The sequence below is a fragment of the Enterococcus sp. 12F9_DIV0723 genome (assembly GCF_002174375.1).
GTDB classification, from domain to species: domain Bacteria; phylum Bacillota; class Bacilli; order Lactobacillales; family Enterococcaceae; genus Enterococcus_A; species Enterococcus_A gilvus.
Map to the genome: position 1 here is coordinate 2,764,705 of NZ_NIBK01000001.1, position 15,522 is coordinate 2,780,226.

12 protein-coding genes, 3 tRNA genes, 1 riboswitch and 1 other annotated feature are annotated in these 15,522 nt (G+C 43.2%); of the genes, 5 read left to right on the plus strand and 10 right to left on the minus strand.

Translation table 11 applies throughout. The features are described from left to right. The first annotated feature begins 18 nt into the window (after positions 1–18). Positions 19–876, plus strand: a complete 858-nt coding sequence (locus A5868_RS12980; protein WP_086303230.1) for an RluA family pseudouridine synthase — start codon at positions 19–21, stop codon at positions 874–876. A 119-nt stretch (positions 877–995) separates the two neighbouring features. Here the strand turns inward: A5868_RS12980 and A5868_RS12985 are convergent, their stop codons facing one another. Next, positions 996–1,634 carry a LysM peptidoglycan-binding domain-containing protein gene (locus A5868_RS12985; RefSeq protein ID WP_086303229.1) on the minus strand — a complete coding sequence of 213 codons (639 nt, stop codon included), beginning with the start codon at positions 1,632–1,634 and terminating at the stop codon, positions 996–998. A gap of 410 nt (positions 1,635–2,044) precedes the next feature. Further along, the gene (locus A5868_RS12990) at positions 2,045–3,682 is read right to left on the minus strand and encodes a putative polysaccharide biosynthesis protein (protein ID WP_086303228.1); all 1,638 of its coding nucleotides are present in this window, start codon (positions 3,680–3,682) and stop codon (positions 2,045–2,047) included. 128 nt (positions 3,683–3,810) lie between these two features. Between A5868_RS12990 and A5868_RS12995 the strand changes: the two genes are divergently transcribed. After that, on the plus strand, positions 3,811–5,307 hold the full coding sequence (locus A5868_RS12995; protein ID WP_010779637.1) for a UDP-N-acetylmuramoyl-L-alanyl-D-glutamate--L-lysine ligase: 1,497 nt from the start codon (positions 3,811–3,813) through the stop codon (positions 5,305–5,307). Positions 5,308–5,319: 12 nt separating this feature from the next. Here A5868_RS12995 and A5868_RS13000 read toward each other — a convergent pair whose 3' ends face one another. After that, positions 5,320–6,219: a DUF561 domain-containing protein gene (locus A5868_RS13000; protein ID WP_086303227.1), complete on the minus strand. Its 900-nt coding sequence runs from the start codon at positions 6,217–6,219 to the stop codon at positions 5,320–5,322. A gap of 88 nt (positions 6,220–6,307) precedes the next feature. Further along, positions 6,308–8,821: a leucine--tRNA ligase gene (leuS, locus tag A5868_RS13005; RefSeq protein ID WP_086303226.1), complete on the minus strand. Its 2,514-nt coding sequence runs from the start codon at positions 8,819–8,821 to the stop codon at positions 6,308–6,310. A 65-nt stretch (positions 8,822–8,886) separates the two neighbouring features. Continuing rightward, positions 8,887–9,079, minus strand: a binding site (T-box leader). Positions 9,080–9,228: 149 nt separating this feature from the next. On the opposite strand from leuS, the gene A5868_RS13010 reads away from it, so the two are divergent. The 3 genes from A5868_RS13010 to A5868_RS13020 are packed head-to-tail and all read left to right on the plus strand — an operon-like array spanning position 9,229 to position 11,403. Further along, positions 9,229–9,888 (plus strand): phosphatase PAP2 family protein, encoded by a 660-nt coding sequence (locus A5868_RS13010; protein ID WP_010779634.1) that lies wholly within the window; start codon positions 9,229–9,231, stop codon positions 9,886–9,888. Then, complete coding sequence (locus tag A5868_RS13015) at positions 9,885–10,865, plus strand: TIGR01212 family radical SAM protein (protein WP_010779633.1); 981 nt, start codon at positions 9,885–9,887, stop codon at positions 10,863–10,865. The genes A5868_RS13010 and A5868_RS13015 overlap by 4 nt, the downstream gene beginning before the upstream one ends. Further along, the gene (locus A5868_RS13020; protein ID WP_086303225.1) at positions 10,840–11,403 is read left to right on the plus strand and encodes a class I SAM-dependent methyltransferase; all 564 of its coding nucleotides are present in this window, start codon (positions 10,840–10,842) and stop codon (positions 11,401–11,403) included. The genes A5868_RS13015 and A5868_RS13020 overlap by 26 nt, the downstream gene beginning before the upstream one ends. Before the next feature lie 5 nt (positions 11,404–11,408). Here A5868_RS13020 and A5868_RS13025 read toward each other — a convergent pair whose 3' ends face one another. The 6 genes from A5868_RS13025 to A5868_RS13050 all read right to left on the minus strand — a co-directional run bounded on the left by A5868_RS13025 (position 11,409) and on the right by A5868_RS13050 (position 15,512). Next, a complete protein-coding gene (locus A5868_RS13025) occupies positions 11,409–12,197 on the minus strand; it encodes an alpha/beta hydrolase (RefSeq protein ID WP_086303224.1) in 789 nt (262 codons plus the stop codon). A 21-nt stretch (positions 12,198–12,218) separates the two neighbouring features. Continuing rightward, entirely contained in the window at positions 12,219–13,697 is a 1,479-nt protein-coding gene (locus A5868_RS13030; RefSeq protein WP_086303223.1) for an MDR family MFS transporter, read from the minus strand. 160 nt (positions 13,698–13,857) lie between these two features. Then, the gene (gene metK, locus A5868_RS13035) at positions 13,858–15,048 is read right to left on the minus strand and encodes a methionine adenosyltransferase (protein ID WP_086303222.1); all 1,191 of its coding nucleotides are present in this window, start codon (positions 15,046–15,048) and stop codon (positions 13,858–13,860) included. After that, positions 15,046–15,129: riboswitch (SMK box riboswitch) on the minus strand. Its footprint overlaps the gene before it by 3 nt. A 112-nt stretch (positions 15,130–15,241) precedes the next feature. Then, positions 15,242–15,313 (minus strand) — tRNA-Glu (locus tag A5868_RS13040). A 15-nt stretch (positions 15,314–15,328) separates the two neighbouring features. Beyond that, positions 15,329–15,416 (minus strand) — tRNA-Ser (locus A5868_RS13045). Between the two features lie 22 nt (positions 15,417–15,438). Next, a tRNA-Ile gene (locus A5868_RS13050) sits at positions 15,439–15,512 on the minus strand. Positions 15,513–15,522 lie beyond the last annotated feature (10 nt).

Genomic DNA, 15,522 nt, shown 5'->3' on the forward strand with positions numbered 1-15,522 from the left:
CTATAAAGGAGCACTATGATGAAATTCACGATGACATTGCCTGCCGACTTGTCAGAGATGACAGTCAAAGAATTATTGGAAGAAGAATGGCTCGTACCGCGAAAAGTCCGCCACTTCATTCGAACACGTAAAGGAATCTTGGTGAATGGCGAGGTTTGCCACTTCCAATCTATGGTCTCTCCAGGAGATGTTTTGACGATTACGATCGAGGCAAGCGACTATCCAGAACGTTCCATCCTGTTGGGAGACCGAAGGAAAATCAACGTTCTTTACGAAGATGAGCATTTGATCATCGTCAATAAACCCGAGGGAATGAAGACACATCCAAATCAACCGGAAGAAAAAGACACGTTGCTTAATCACCTGGCTGACTATTTATCACCTGATTTCCAACCACATGTCGTTCATCGGCTCGATAAGGAAACCAGCGGCGCAATTCTATTCGCAAAAAATCCTTTTGTCTTACCTATTTTAGGAAGACAACTAGAACAAAAGAAAATCTATCGTCGCTACCAAGCACTCGTTCACGGTACGATTAGAAAAGAACTGATTATTAACAAAAAAATTGGACGTGATCGCCATGACCGCCGAAAACGGCGAATCGATCCTAAAGGTGGCAAGCCTGCCGTAACACACGTGACCCCCATAAAGAACGTAGAAAATCAAACAGCGGTCTTCTGCCAATTAGATACAGGAAGGACACATCAGATTCGTGTTCACCTTGCGAGTATCGGGCATCCGTTAGTCGGTGATCCTTTATACAGTAAAAATCCCCATGGCAGATTGATGCTTCACGCGTATGAGCTCCACCTGCACCATCCCTTCACCAATCAGAAAATCGCGGTTCAAGCACTTCCCGGACTATGGGCGGAATAAGAAAGCCAGCTAAGACAGACATTCTGTTTTAGCTGGTCTTTTCGTTTCCATACCTCTTTTAATAGGAACAAAAAAAGAAGGATCAACAAGTGATCCTCCTTTTTGAATTCGTCTAAATCTTAGTACCAACCGTTAGATTGCCAGAAAGCTTGTGCGCCTTCCCATGAACCATAACGAGAAGTAACATATTGATCTGCCACACGTTCTTGGTTTGCTTCAGAGTAGTCACCATTTAAATATGAAGAAGATAATTGGTAACGTCCGATGTATTGACCGTTTGTAGCTGAATAAGAACCGCCTGATTCGCGTTGAGCAATCCATTCTTTTGCTGAAGAAGTTGCTGCTGGCGCCGCTGCCGGTGCTGCTTCTTGTTGAACAGGCGCTGCTGCTGGAGCTGCTTGTGCTTGTTGAACAGGTGCTGCTTCTTGTACAGGAGCCGCTGCTTGTTGAGGTGCTGCTTCTGTTGACTCTTGAACATGTACGGGTGCTGCTTGTGCAGGTGCTTTTTCTGCTTTTGCATCGCCGTCGATCGATAATTCTTGTCCAGCAAAAATCATATTTACGTTAGAAATTTTGTTTGCTTTTGCAATTGCATCTACTAAGCTGTCGTTCCCAGCGAATTTGTGAGAGATTTTAGATAAAGTGTCTCCAGATTGAACAGTATACGTTTCTGAAGCGTGTGCGTCTGTAGCTCCCATCGCTAAACCTGCACCTGCTGCTAATACTGTACTAAAAAGAAATGTTTTCCCTAATTTCATTATGTAACTTCCTCCGATTTTTCTTATGTCTTTTTTCTTCTGTCTTCTTGACTACGAGAGATACTTTATCATCCTTTTGTATTTCATGGGTAATAACAATGTAACAGTTCATTACAATAACATGAAACAATATGACAAAATCTCTCTGAGTGTGTCATTTTGAAATATATGACATTTATCCTTATTAATCAAAACCCCTATACCAAGCATCTTCAAGTAAATGTAACTGTTTTATTCTTGTGTTACAAAAGTTATCTTCAGAAACATTGAAATCTTTTTGTAATGAAATACGCCCACGCATTCTTGTTCTTTTTGAATTATATTGAAAATATTTTCTATAGAATTTGAATTCGACCCTTTATTTATAATAAAAAAATACTTCCACTCTATTCTAAGAGCAGAAGTATTTTTTATTTGATCCTTAGTCGTCGACGCCATTTTTTTGCTTGAGGACCGACGAGTTTATCCACTAAACGAATCTTCAGCGTTAAATAAAAATACAGCAAGCTTCCCGTTCCTCCAGTTACTAAACAGACCATTAACGCTGACCAGCGCAAGGATGGATCAAACACAAGATAACTCAACTGTCGCACGATAAACGCTGTAATCAACATGACCAGCGTTAAAATCAAGATTAGTACACAACGGCGAAAGGCTAATTTATAATTCGCACGGACAACACGCCGTAATTTCCACAAGCATAACCCGCACGTCAAACTAAGACCGATAACTGTCGCCAATAACGGCCCGTAAACTTCAAACAGTTCAATCAGCGGAACTTGGAGGACCACTTTTAATAAAAGCCCAGCTGCCCAATACCTTACGGCGATACGACTATGTGAGATTCCTTGGAGCGTCGTGGACAACATCATGAACAACGCTGAGACCAAGCCGGCCCAGCAAGCAGCGATCAGCACGCGACTTCCTAAAATATCCGCGGAATAAAAAACGGTATTTAAGGGATAAGCCAATAAAATCATGCCAAAAACCGCTGGCAGCATAATATACGCAAACAATTGTATATTCGTGTTGACTACTTTTGCGAGTTCGGGGCGACGCTTTTGCGTAAAGAGTTCCGTCAACATTGGTAAGCTCGTCATAGCAAGTGACGTCCCCAGAGCTACGATGACCATGGTCAATTTGTCTGGATTGGCACTAAATAATGCATAAAGATCGATCAATTGCTCGTGACTATAATTCGTATTAGCGCTCATGGTGCGGATAAACGTCACTTGATCAATCAATTTATAAAAGACGATCCCGCTCCCTAATAAAATAAACGGAACTGCTTGGCGAATCGTTTCAAGCAATAATTTTTTGGTATCAATCGTTCCTTTAGTGACGCTGCGTTCTAATTGCGGTTCATTGCGCTTACGATCATTGAACCAATAAAACAGCAGAACACCATAGGACCCGACCATCCCAATTGAAGCAGCAAACGTCGACTGGATCACTGCACTTAAGTAATCACCCTTCATCACCTTCATAATGATAAAAACACTTAAGAGCATATAGAAGACACGCAGTGCTTGTTCCACCAGCTGCGAAATTGCTGAGGGTCGCATATCCTGCTGCCCTTGAAAATAGCCTCGTAATACACTCATACTTGGAAACGCTACAACAGCGACACTCAAGGCTTGGATCACAGGAATCAATGCCCGGCCGCCGCCAGACAAGTTAGCCAGTATGGGTGCCATGAAGAACATCAAGCCGCCGAAGATGATCCCTAAAACAGCCGTTGCTTGGAGCGCTTTAATGAATAAGCGCCGACTCGTTTGATAATCCCCCATCGAATTATAACGCGCGATCTGCTTGGCGATGGCACCAGGAAGACCTGCTGTAGAAATCATCAAAAACAATGCATAGAACGTGTACCCCATATTGAATAATCCATTGGCTACGCGAGCATGTTCCCCCATCCAGGCGTACCACGGAATAATGTAAATCGCACCTAGCAGTCGCGAAAAGATACTTCCCACTGACAGCCAAGCTGAACCTTGGATCATTTTTTCTTGATAGCTCAGATCACTTGGTCGTGTCTCCTTCATGGTCTCCTCCTTCAAAAACATCACTTCTATTATAGTAAAGCTAAATCACGCATCTGACAATCACTCTTTACTTTTTCTATACTCGAGCTATGCTATAATAGCCTAGACTATATATTGGAGGTCTCAACATGCTGACACTTACCCAAATACAAGAATTACTTGAAAAAGAACACTTACTACGGGAGTTTATCACACCAACCACTTGGACATTGACGGCTCCTTTTGAGAAAACCTTGAAGAATCTTTCCTATGATTCACGCAACGTTGATAGCGACACGCTTTTTTTCTGTAAGGGAAATAATTTCCAGCAACGCTTTTTAGAACAGGCACTCGCAGATGGCTTGACTTGCTATATCTCTGAACAGCCCTATGAGGTTTCCGCAGAATTAGCTATTATTGTGACAGATATTCGCAAAGCCCTGGCTATTTTAAGTATGGCTTTTTATGATTACCCGCAAGAAAAATTAAAACTGATCGGAATTACTGGCACAAAGGGCAAGACGACGGTCGCTTATTTTACCAAACAAATTCTAGACATCGCGACAAATAAAAAGACCGCTCTTTTGTCTACACTAAACACAACATTGGATGGCGTAACTTTTTTCAAATCGAAGCTGACGACTCCAGAATCGTTGGACTTGTATCGAATGATGGCAGAAGCTGCAGCGAATGGAATGACCCATCTGGTGATGGAAGTCTCTTCCCAAGCTTACAAGGTGGCCAGAGTGTATGGCTTGACCTTCGATATTGGAATCTTTTTGAACATCTCTCCTGATCACATTGGACCAATTGAGCATCCGACTTTTGAAGATTACTTCTATTGTAAACGTCAATTAGTCGCGAACTCTCGTCAAGTCATTTTGCAGCACGAAATCGATCACTTTGACCTTTTACAAGAATTAGCTGCAAAAAAGAATATTCCAGTTATCACGTATGGGAACGAACAAGCAGACTATCAAGTTCAGCCTCTTGAACACCCTTTGGCGTTTGCGCTGTCTGGAACAACAGACGATTTGCATTTAAGCGGTGCTTACCAAATATTACTCGCTGGCGACTTCAATAAAGAAAATGCTGCTGCGGCACTGATTGCCAGTGCACTAGTCGGAGCAGATCAGGAGGCTGGCCGGAAAGGGCTCGCTGAAGCCTTAGTTCCTGGTCGAATGAATCTGCTTTTGAAACCTAATGGTGCTCACATTTATGTAGACTATGCACACAATTATTTAAGCATGAAATCCCTATTAGCCTTTGCGCGGGAACAACACCCCACTGGCGAACTTCTTGTGATTACCGGGTCTACTGGAAATAAAGCAGAGTCGCGACGTGAAGGATTAGGGCAAGCAATCGGCGAATACGCAACGGTTGCTGTTTTAACGAGTGACGATCCCAATTTTGAAGATCCTAAGAAAATTGCGGACGAGATTCAACAAGCAATCCACAATGATCGTGTTCAAGTACGATTTGAAGCAGATCGAAAAAAAGCCATTCGAGAAGCGATTAAGCAGGCGAACCCTGAGGATGCTATTGTCTTAGCTGGAAAAGGGACCGATACGTATATGACTGTGAAGGGTGAAGACTTGCCTTACGAGGGTGACTATCATTTAGCGGAAGAATTCATTAAAGACTAACGGGAGAACCCGTTAGTCTATTTTTATACTCTGAAGGACAGATGCAGCATCGGCATAGACTTCCGCCAAAAACTCCTTAGTCGGCTGTACACGCTGCAGTAGACCAGCAATTTGCCCCGACATCACGATTCCCTTTTGAATCTCTCCATCATCTGCTGCTCGCTGCAATGCGGACAAAGTAAATGCTTCCTCATCCTTTGAAGCCGTCAACTGATTTTTTAACCCGCGAATCGCACCTCCAGAAGACTTCTGAATCACCGTCGTTGATGTATCTTCAGCTTGTAGGATGGCTTGCTGATAGTGCTCATGGATCGGACACTCTGATACGGTCAAAAAGGCTGTTCCCATTTGAATCCCTTGTGCGCCTAATGCAAAAGCTGCCGCCATTCCACGCCCGTCACCAATACCGCCTGCTGCGATAACCGGTATCCCAACTGTCTGAACAACTTGAGGGACTAGCGCCATCGTCGTTGTCTCTCCAATATGCCCGCCAGATTCCATGCCTTCCGCGATTACACCGTCGATCCCTAATTGTTCCATCTTTTTAGCGATTTTTACCGAAGGAACCACAGGAAAAATCTTTATCCCTGCTTGTTTTAATCGTTCTACATAAGGCTTAGGTGTTCCGGCGCCCGTCGTGACGATTGTTACGCCCTCTTCAATCAGCACCTCTACTTGTTCTGAAACAGTTTCCATTTGCAGCATCAAATTCACACCAAAGGGCTTCATTGTACGTTCCTTTGTTTTTTGAATTTGTTCCCGTAAGTCTTCACTACTTAGGCCGCCAGCCGCAAGGATTCCTAAACCACCAGCTTCTGACACTGCACTGACTAGCGGGTAACGGGCAATATGCGCCATCGCTCCTTGAAAAATAGGATACTGAATCCCCAACAATTCCGTGAGAGTTCCCATCGTATCGTTCCTCGCTTCCTTTTTTCTTCATCCTAGCATATTTCCACAAAAAAATAAGCGCCCTGCAAAAATTGCAAGACGCTTCTTCTTAATTTGCTACGATATTCACCAGTTTATTCGGTACAACGATCACTTTGCGAATAGTTTTCCCGTCAATATTGCGTTGGATATGTTCGTCTTCCATCGCCAATTTTTCTAATTCCTCTTTTGCCAGATCTACAGCGACCATGACTTTTGAGCGAACCTTCCCATTCACTTGCAGAATGACTTCAATCTCATTTTCGACCAATGCTTCTTCATCATAGGTTGGCCAAGCCGCATAGGATATGCCGCCTTCATGACCTAAGATCTCCCACAATTCTTCAGCGATGTGCGGTGCGATCGGCGCCAACAATTGAACAAAGGCTTCTACATATTCATAAGTCAGTGCTTCCGCTTTATACGCGTCATTAACAAAAACCATCAATTGAGAAATCGCCGTATTCAAATGCAAGTGTTCCATATCTTCTGTCACTTTTTTAACGGTTTGGTTATAGACCTTCGTCAATGACCCATCGTTTAATGTCGTAATATGGTCGCGCATCTTGCCTTCTTCATCCACGATCAAACGCCACACACGATCTAAGAATTTCCGAGAACCCTCTAGTCCATTCTCACTCCAAGCAATCGACGCATCCAGTGGTCCCATAAACATTTCATACATCCGCAACGTATCGGCACCATACTGCTCTACGACATCGTCAGGATTGACAACATTCTTCAATGATTTACTCATTTTTGCAGGCGCTTCTTCCAATTCTTCCCCTGTTTCGATGCTAAACCATTTACCCTCACGTTTTTCAACCATGTTCGTCGGTACTAGAGCGCCGCGGCTATCACGGAAGCTTTGGCCTAAGATCATTCCCTGGTTGTACAATTTTTGGAATGGTTCGTTCGTTGGCACGACACCGATGTCATACAAGAACTTGTGCCAGAAACGAACATACAATAAATGAAGGACCGCGTGTTCTGCCCCGCCAATATAAAGATCGACTGGCATCCAGCGTTTCAATTTATCATAATCTGCTAACGCTTCTTTATTATGAGGATCAATAAAGCGCAAGTAATACCATGAACTTCCTGCCCACTGCGGCATTGTATTCGTTTCGCGACGGCCTTTTTTACCGGTGATCGGATCCACGACGTTGACCCATTCTTCGATATTCGCTAGTGGCGATTCGCCTGTGCCGCTTGGTTTGATATCTGTTGTCTTCGGCAATTCCAATGGCAATTCGTAATCCGGCACCAAACCAGTCGTGCCATCTTCCCAATGAATGACTGGGATAGGTTCTCCCCAATAACGTTGACGAGAGAATAACCAATCACGTAAACGATAACTAACTTCCTTTTTCCCACACTCGTGTTCTTCCAGCCATGGAACCATTTTATCGATCGCGTCTTGTTTGTTTAATCCATCTAGGAACTCTGAGTTGATATGCGGACCGTCGCCAGTGAAGGCTTCTTTATCCACATCCCCACCTTCAAGTACAGGAAGGATTGACAAGCCAAATGTTTTAGCAAATTCATAATCGCGTTCATCATGCGCTGGAACCGCCATGATCGCCCCTGTTCCGTAAGAAGCTAACACATAATCCCCGATCCAGATCGGCATTTTTTCACCATTCGCAGGATTGATCGCATACGCACCCGTAAAGACCCCTGTTTTTTCTTTGGCTAAATCTGTTCGATTCAATTCAGATTTTTTTGAGGCCTCTTCAATGTACGCATCCACTGCTGCCTTTTGTTCAGGCGTCGTAATTTTTTGCACCAATTCCAACTCTGGTGCTAAAACAGCATAGGTTGCACCAAACAACGTATCAGGACGAGTCGTAAAGACTGTGAAGGTTTCATCGCTGCCTTCAATCTTGAAGCGGACATTGGCACCAATCGAACGACCAATCCAATTACGTTGCATTTCTTTGATGCTTTCTGGCCAATCCACGGTTTCTAGATCATCCAGCAAACGATCGGCATAAGCCGTAATCTTCAGCATCCATTGACGCATTGGTTTACGAACAACATCATAACCGCCCCGTTCGCTCTTGCCATCGATGACTTCTTCATTGGAAATAACTGTTCCTAATTCTGGTACCCAGTTCACCGGAACTTCCGCTTCATACGCCAATCCTTTTTCATACATTTGTTCAAAGATCCATTGGGTCCATTTATAGTAATCAGGATCTGTCGTATTTAATTCTCGATTCCAGTCATAGCTGAATCCTAGAGAGTTGATTTGTCGTTTAAACGTTTCGATATTTTTTTTCGTAAATTCAGCAGGATCATTTCCTGTATCTAACGCATATTGCTCCGCAGGCAGCCCAAACGCATCCCAGCCCATTGGGTGCAAGACATTGTAGCCTTGTGCTCGCTTCATTCGCGAAATAACATCCGTTGCAGTATAACCTTCTGGATGCCCTACGTGCAGTCCTTGTCCAGATGGGTAAGGAAACATATCCAATGCATAAAATTTTGGTCTTTCAGGATCATCTTGGGTATTGAATACGTGATGCTTTGCCCAATATTTTTGCCATTTTTTTTCAATCGTTTTGTGATTGTAACTCATGTTGTTCCTCCTAATTTTGAATTCATTTAAAATACAAAAAAATCCCATGAAAGTTCTCAAAACTCTCATAGGACGTTATCAACGTGGTACCACCTATATTTATCTGTCAAAGAGACAGACCTCAAAAGAAATAACGGTCTTTAACCGGATCGATCGATCATGCTCCGAGGTAAGTTCGACTGTCCCGCATACACACTCTCAGCACCGTGCGCTCTCTGAAATGCGTTCGTTTCTACTACTCCTCTTCCAAGCAACAATATTCAAAGTAGTTTTATCTTAGCAGATTCCCCAATAATATTCAATGGAATTCCACTATTGAAATCCCGTTAAGAAATCCTTGAAAAAATTGTTCCACAGGGGAAACATGATATAATACTCCTGTTTAGAAAGGATGAATCAGAAAAATAATGAAAAATAAACCCATCTACCAATTAATCGGCAGTTTCACTTTGCTGTTTTTTGCGGCATTGTGTTACATCGTTCGATTTTATCCAGAAACACTCTCTGGTTTTGATCGCGGAATCATTCATGGCGTTCATCAGCTTTACCCTCAAATGAACGGGTATTTTTTGTGGGTAACAAAATTTGCGAACCCCATTACAATTATTCTTTTATCGTTCGTGTTCGTCGGCTTGTTCTATTTCAACAAACAAAAAATCACTGCACTTTGGCTAGCGCTTAGTATGGTGCTCATTAGCGGGATCGGCAATCACCTGCTGAAGCTCTTCTTCCATCGCGCACGTCCAACGATTTTACCGCATATGGTCTCGGAACATAGTTTCAGCTTTCCCAGCGGTCACTCGACGGCCAGCACGCTGCTATATGGAACGTTGATCTTTGTCATGCCGTTGTTTTTCAAAGAAAAAACGCCACGGTTAATCGCTCAGATTCTTGTAGGTCTGCTGATTTTTAGTATTGTTGTCAGTCGAATCTATCTAGGTGTCCATTATCCGAGTGATGTTCTTGCCGGCACTCTTTTCGGCAGCAGCTGGCTATTGTTCACCTACCCTATGTACAAAGAGAAAAAATTAGCTTACGATCTTAAATCAATCAGGAGGAAAAAATGACCTTTCAATATAGTGATGATGAATCCAAACGTTACCATTCATGGAACTACGCCCTGCGCCACGAATTCGGCGGGAAAATTTTTAAAGTGCCGGTAGATGGCGGATTTGACTGTCCAAACCGTGATGGTACGGTCGCACATGGCGGATGTACCTTCTGCAGCGTTTCTGGTTCTGGCGACATGATCGTCGCACCAAGTGACCCGCTGCCTCAGCAATTCCACAAAGAAATCGACATGATGCACAAAAAATGGCCTCATGTCGATCAATACATCGTCTATTTCCAAAATTTCACCAATACTCATGCACCTGTAGCGGTCATACGCGAACGCTTCGAGCAAGTTGTCAACCTGCCTGGTGTTGTTGGTTTGTCTGTGGGCACTCGTCCAGATTGCTTACCTCCAGAAGTCGTAGAGTATCTAGCAGAACTGAATCAGCGCCTGTATTTATGGGTTGAATTAGGTCTGCAAACAACGTACGAAAGCACGAGTGATCGCATCAATCGTGCGCATGATTATGCGACTTACGTGGATGCCGTCGCTCGTCTTCGTAAGCATAATATCAACGTGTGTACCCATTTGATCAACGGACTCCCTGGGGAATCCTTAGAGATGATGCGGGAAAATGTCCGCCGTACGATTTTGGATTCAGACGTTCAAGGCATCAAGCTGCACCTGCTCCATTTGATGCGTAATACAAAAATGCTGCGGGATTATGCAGAAGGACGTCTCCAATTAATGAGTAAGGACGATTACGTTTCCGTGATTTGCGATCAATTGGAGATGATCCCACAGGACATCATTATTCATCGACTGACTGGAGACGCGCCTTGGGATTCATTGATCGGCCCCATGTGGAGTTTGAAAAAATGGGAGGTTTTGAATGCGATCGACCAAGAGTTGCTTCGCCGAGACTCTTATCAAGGAAAGTTTGCTCTCAGAAAGGAATTTGAACATGCTTCTAACGGCTCTGCGCTTTAGTCACCAATTACTGAAGGACGTCATTGATGAAGGCGACCACGTCATTGACGCGACGATGGGAAATGGCAACGACACACGCTTCTTAGCTGAATTGGTTGGCAAGACAGGTCGTGTTTACGCCTTCGATGTTCAAGAACAAGCAATTAAAAATACGTATGAAAAACTAGCCGAATACAAGGATCGTTCCACCCTCTTTCTCGCTGGTCATGAGACGATTGACGAAACTATTTCTATCGATCAACCAATTAAGGCAGCAATATTCAATCTTGGATACCTTCCAAACAGCGATAAGAAAATCATTACATTGCCCGAAACGACAAAGCAAGCGATGACCGCTATCTTGAACAGGTTGTCTGTCAACGGTCGAATGATTCTCGTGATCTATTATGGACACGATGGCGGCGAAGCCGAAAAAAATGAGGTGCTACGTTTTTGCCAGGAATTGCCGCAGGAAAAATTTAGTGTATTAAACTATCAATTTATTAACCAAAAAAATAATCCACCCATTTTATTATGCGTAGAGAAAAAGAACGACTGAAGCTCTCAGTCGTTCTTTTCATTGAACCATTCTAATACTCGTTTGATCCAAGCATCCCAAAATACCCAGTCGTGTTTTCCTGGACCTTTTTCAAACGTCACATCCAGATTTTTTTGTTCCATTTTATGCGCCATGTATTGGCTAGCCGGATACAGTTCATCTTCCGTTCCGCAGGCCAAAAAGAAACGCGGCGCAGATTTTTCACTGTTCACTAACTCATTCAATAGGAAGAGTGGATCATTTTCTGATCCTTGTATTTGATCCAGTGGACCAAATACACCTGTCCAATAAGCTTCGTTTCGTACCAATAGCAAGCTTTCCACGTCAGCCAATACAACTGCTCCTGACAATGAAGCCACAGCAGCAAACTTCTCAGGTTTCGCTAAGCCAAGTTTCAATGCGCCATAGCCGCCCATCGACAATCCGGCCGCAAAGGTCTTTTCTCTTTTATACGTAATCTGCGGAAACAACTCATGAATAATTTCTGGTAGTTCTTCCGAAACGAATGTCCAGTAATGCATATCGTATGTCGTATCCGTATAGAAGCCCAGATCTGTTGAGGGCATGACTACCGCCATACGGTATTCAGACACATAGCGTTCAATCGACGTACGACGTTCCCAAACGCTGTGATTTCCGCCCATGCCATGTAACAAGTACAAAACAGGTACATCTTCAGTGGCCCCCACCGTCTCGTTTCCGATCTTTTTATGTGTCGTTTGCGGCAAGATGACATTCATCGCCACTTCCATTTGTAAAACGTTCGAGTATACATTCACCTGTAAAAAAGCCATCAACTAAAGCCCCCAGTTCGTTTATTCTTCGTTTAGTGTAACACTTCTTGACTGTTTGCCAACCATAAAGCTAAAAATGAGCGCAATGATAATCAACACTAAGCCTGCAAAATAAACCCAATGTAAACTATCAAAAAGAACCTTCCTTAATTCCATTCGTAAATCAGAATCAATTTGCAAGGCCGTGTGGGGATTGATCAACCGATTCATGATATCAAGATCTGCGATCCCCGCCTGAACCAACTGACGACCATTCGCAACATTCAGAATAATCCCAAAAAGCGAGACCATCACTGTTTGTCCAATCGTCCGCGACAACGTATTAAAAGAAGTCGCAACACCAATTTCTTCTTTTGGTACACTCGCCTGTGCTTCGACGGTCGTTGTCGTAACAGATAATCCATACCCGACACCTAAAACGCCCATGATGATGAAAAATAGCCAAAACGGACTTTGCTGCGGTAAAGCTAATAAAGTCCCGCCGCCAGCTAAAATAATCGTCAAACCGATGATAATGATCCTTTTTGCTGGATACTTGCGTAATAATTGGCCGGATAAAAAAGACCCATACATCCAGACAATCGACATTGGTGCCAACACTAATCCGCCAAGCCCTGCTGGTTTCCCTAGTACACCTTGCATCCACATAGGGATATAAACATCTAGTCCCATCAAAAAACCGCTGATCAATGCAGCCACAATATTCACACTGGCAAACGTTTGATTCTTGAACAAGTTCAAATTGATGACAGGATCTTCTGCGCGCTTCTCTGTTCGAATAAAGAGAACTAGCGAAAGGACGCTGGCTGCAAATAAAGCAATGACTGCTGCTGACAGTCCGCCATCACCTAAAAGCTGGAAGCCCAATAGAAGGCTGACCAATGTCAACATTAAAAATAAACTCCCAAAAATATCCATTTTTTTCGCCTGATGCACTTTTTTCTCTTCTATAAAGAAATACTGCAACAAACCGATCAACGCTAATCCGATCGGAACATTGATAAAGAAGATCCAGTGCCAACCAACCGTATCGACGATCAAACCACCAGCCAAAGGACCAAATACGCTGGCGACACCCCAAGCCGCACTCGTCAATCCAAGTACCTTCGCGCGCTTTTCAATATCATATAAATCCGCAATGATCGTTAAAGAAACAGGCATGATCGCTCCCGCGCCAATCCCTTGAATTCCTCGAGCGATAATCAACGTCATCATTTCATTGGACATGCCGCACAAGGCTGAACCCAAAACAAATAATACTATTCCAAAAATAAAAATCGGCTTTCGCCCGATTTTATCCGCCAGTTTACCATAAATCGGTGTAATCATGGCATTCGTCAATAAATAAATCGAGAACACCCAATTCATGATCTCAATACCATGTAGACTTCCAACAATCGTTGGCATCGCTGTCGTCACAATTGTTCCCTCGATCGCCGACATAAATGTGGCAATAAAAATCCCCGCTGTCACAACTTTCACATTTGTTTTTCTCTTCATTTCTTCCTCCAAGATCCTATAATTCTTTTCTAACCCTACCATATATTCGCCAATAGTTGCTATACTTTTTTGATTCAAAAAAAGAGACGGTCTATTGATCACTGATCAATAGAAACCGCCTCGTGAACTCCACAAATAAACAAATTTATGTCTGTACGATCTATCCTAAATTCAAACTTTTTTTCAACACATCGACTTTGTCTGTATGCTCCCAAGGCAAATCAACATCTGTACGACCAAAATGACCATACGCTGCCGTATCGCTATAGATTGGACGCAAAAGATCCAACATCTCAATAATTCCCGCTGGCCGTAAATCGAAGTTTTCGCGAATCGCACCAATCAATGCTTCTTCGGAAACCTTGGCTGTACCGAACGTATTTACTGAAATAGAAACAGGTTGTGCCACACCGATCGCATAGGCAAGTTGAACCTCCACTTTTTCAGCTAAGCCGGCAGCAACAATATTTTTAGCAATATAGCGTGCCGCATAAGAAGCAGAACGGTCTACTTTTGTCGCATCTTTCCCAGAAAATGCACCACCACCATGACGTGAATAACCACCGTATGTATCTACGATAATTTTACGTCCAGTTAAACCAGCATCCCCCTGAGGTCCGCCAATAACAAATCGACCTGTTGGATTAATAAAGTATTTTGTTTGATCATCCAATAATTCAGCAGGAATTTCATGCTTGATCACTTTTTCCATTACGTCCTTTTGGATGGTTTCATTCTCTACAGCATCATTATGCTGAGTGCTGATAACCACTGTATCCACACGCAAAGGCTTGCCATTTTCATCATATTCCACAGTGACTTGTGATTTAGCATCCGGTCCGAAATAAGCTACTTCTCCCGATTTACGCAAATCTGCTAAACGTTTTACCAAATGATGACTCAATGAAATGGGTAAAGGCATTAATTCAGGTGTCTCGTTCACTGCAAAACCAAACATAAGGCCTTGGTCTCCAGCACCGATTTCATCTAATAACTCTTCTTTTCCACGAGTTTCTAACGCATCATCCACCCCTTGTGCAATGTCAGGAGATTGTTCATCAATTGCGACTAACACTGCCACATTGTCACCATCGAAACCAAATTTCGACTCTGTGTAACCAATGCGCTTGATTGTTTCACGAACAACCTTTTGGATATCTACATACGCTGAAGTAGAAATTTCTCCAAAAACTAAAACAAGCCCAGTCGTCACAGATGTCTCACATGCAACTCTGGCTTTCGGATCCTTTTCCAAAATCGCATCCAAAATCGCGTCACTGATTTGATCAGCAACCTTATCCGGATGTCCTTCTGAAACTGATTCAGATGTAAATAAACGACGTTCTTCCATTATAAATATTCCCCCTAATTTTTATTCGGTTACAAGGAATCTCTGGCTTTTTCCAGAGCCTATCGGGAACTTGCAACGACTCGATTATAACAGAAAAATAGCCGCTGTCACTAATAAATATATCAATAACTTTGAAAACTTACGAAAAGCCCTTTTGTGTACAAAAAAAAAGACGTTTCTAAACGTCTCAGCATGACCCGTACGGGACTCGAACCCGTGTTACCGCCGTGAAAGGGCGGTGTCTTAACCGCTTGACCAACGGGCCACAATAATAATAAAACGGAGAAGGAGGGATTTGAACCCTCGCGCCGGTTTCCCGACCTACACCCTTAGCAGGGGCGCCTCTTCAGCCACTTGAGTACTTCCCCAAAAACCAAAAAAGATTTTTAATGGGCCTAAATGGACTCGAACCATCGACCTCACGCTTATCAGGCGTGCGCTCTAACCAGCTGAGCTATAGGCCCTTCATAAAAA

Coding starts and splice junctions, on each gene's coding strand:
- A5868_RS12980 (WP_086303230.1), top strand. CDS start 19: ATGAAATTCACGATGACATTGCCTGCCGACTTGTCAGAGATGACAGTC.
- A5868_RS12985 (WP_086303229.1), bottom strand. CDS start 1,634: ATGAAATTAGGGAAAACATTTCTTTTTAGTACAGTATTAGCAGCAGGT.
- A5868_RS12990 (WP_086303228.1), bottom strand. CDS start 3,682: ATGAAGGAGACACGACCAAGTGATCTGAGCTATCAAGAAAAAATGATC.
- A5868_RS12995 (WP_010779637.1), top strand. CDS start 3,811: ATGCTGACACTTACCCAAATACAAGAATTACTTGAAAAAGAACACTTA.
- A5868_RS13000 (WP_086303227.1), bottom strand. CDS start 6,219: ATGGGAACTCTCACGGAATTGTTGGGGATTCAGTATCCTATTTTTCAA.
- leuS (WP_086303226.1), bottom strand. CDS start 8,821: ATGAGTTACAATCACAAAACGATTGAAAAAAAATGGCAAAAATATTGG.
- A5868_RS13010 (WP_010779634.1), top strand. CDS start 9,229: ATGAAAAATAAACCCATCTACCAATTAATCGGCAGTTTCACTTTGCTG.
- A5868_RS13015 (WP_010779633.1), top strand. CDS start 9,885: ATGACCTTTCAATATAGTGATGATGAATCCAAACGTTACCATTCATGG.
- A5868_RS13020 (WP_086303225.1), top strand. CDS start 10,840: ATGCTTCTAACGGCTCTGCGCTTTAGTCACCAATTACTGAAGGACGTC.
- A5868_RS13025 (WP_086303224.1), bottom strand. CDS start 12,197: ATGGCTTTTTTACAGGTGAATGTATACTCGAACGTTTTACAAATGGAA.
- A5868_RS13030 (WP_086303223.1), bottom strand. CDS start 13,697: ATGAAGAGAAAAACAAATGTGAAAGTTGTGACAGCGGGGATTTTTATT.
- metK (WP_086303222.1), bottom strand. CDS start 15,048: ATGGAAGAACGTCGTTTATTTACATCTGAATCAGTTTCAGAAGGACAT.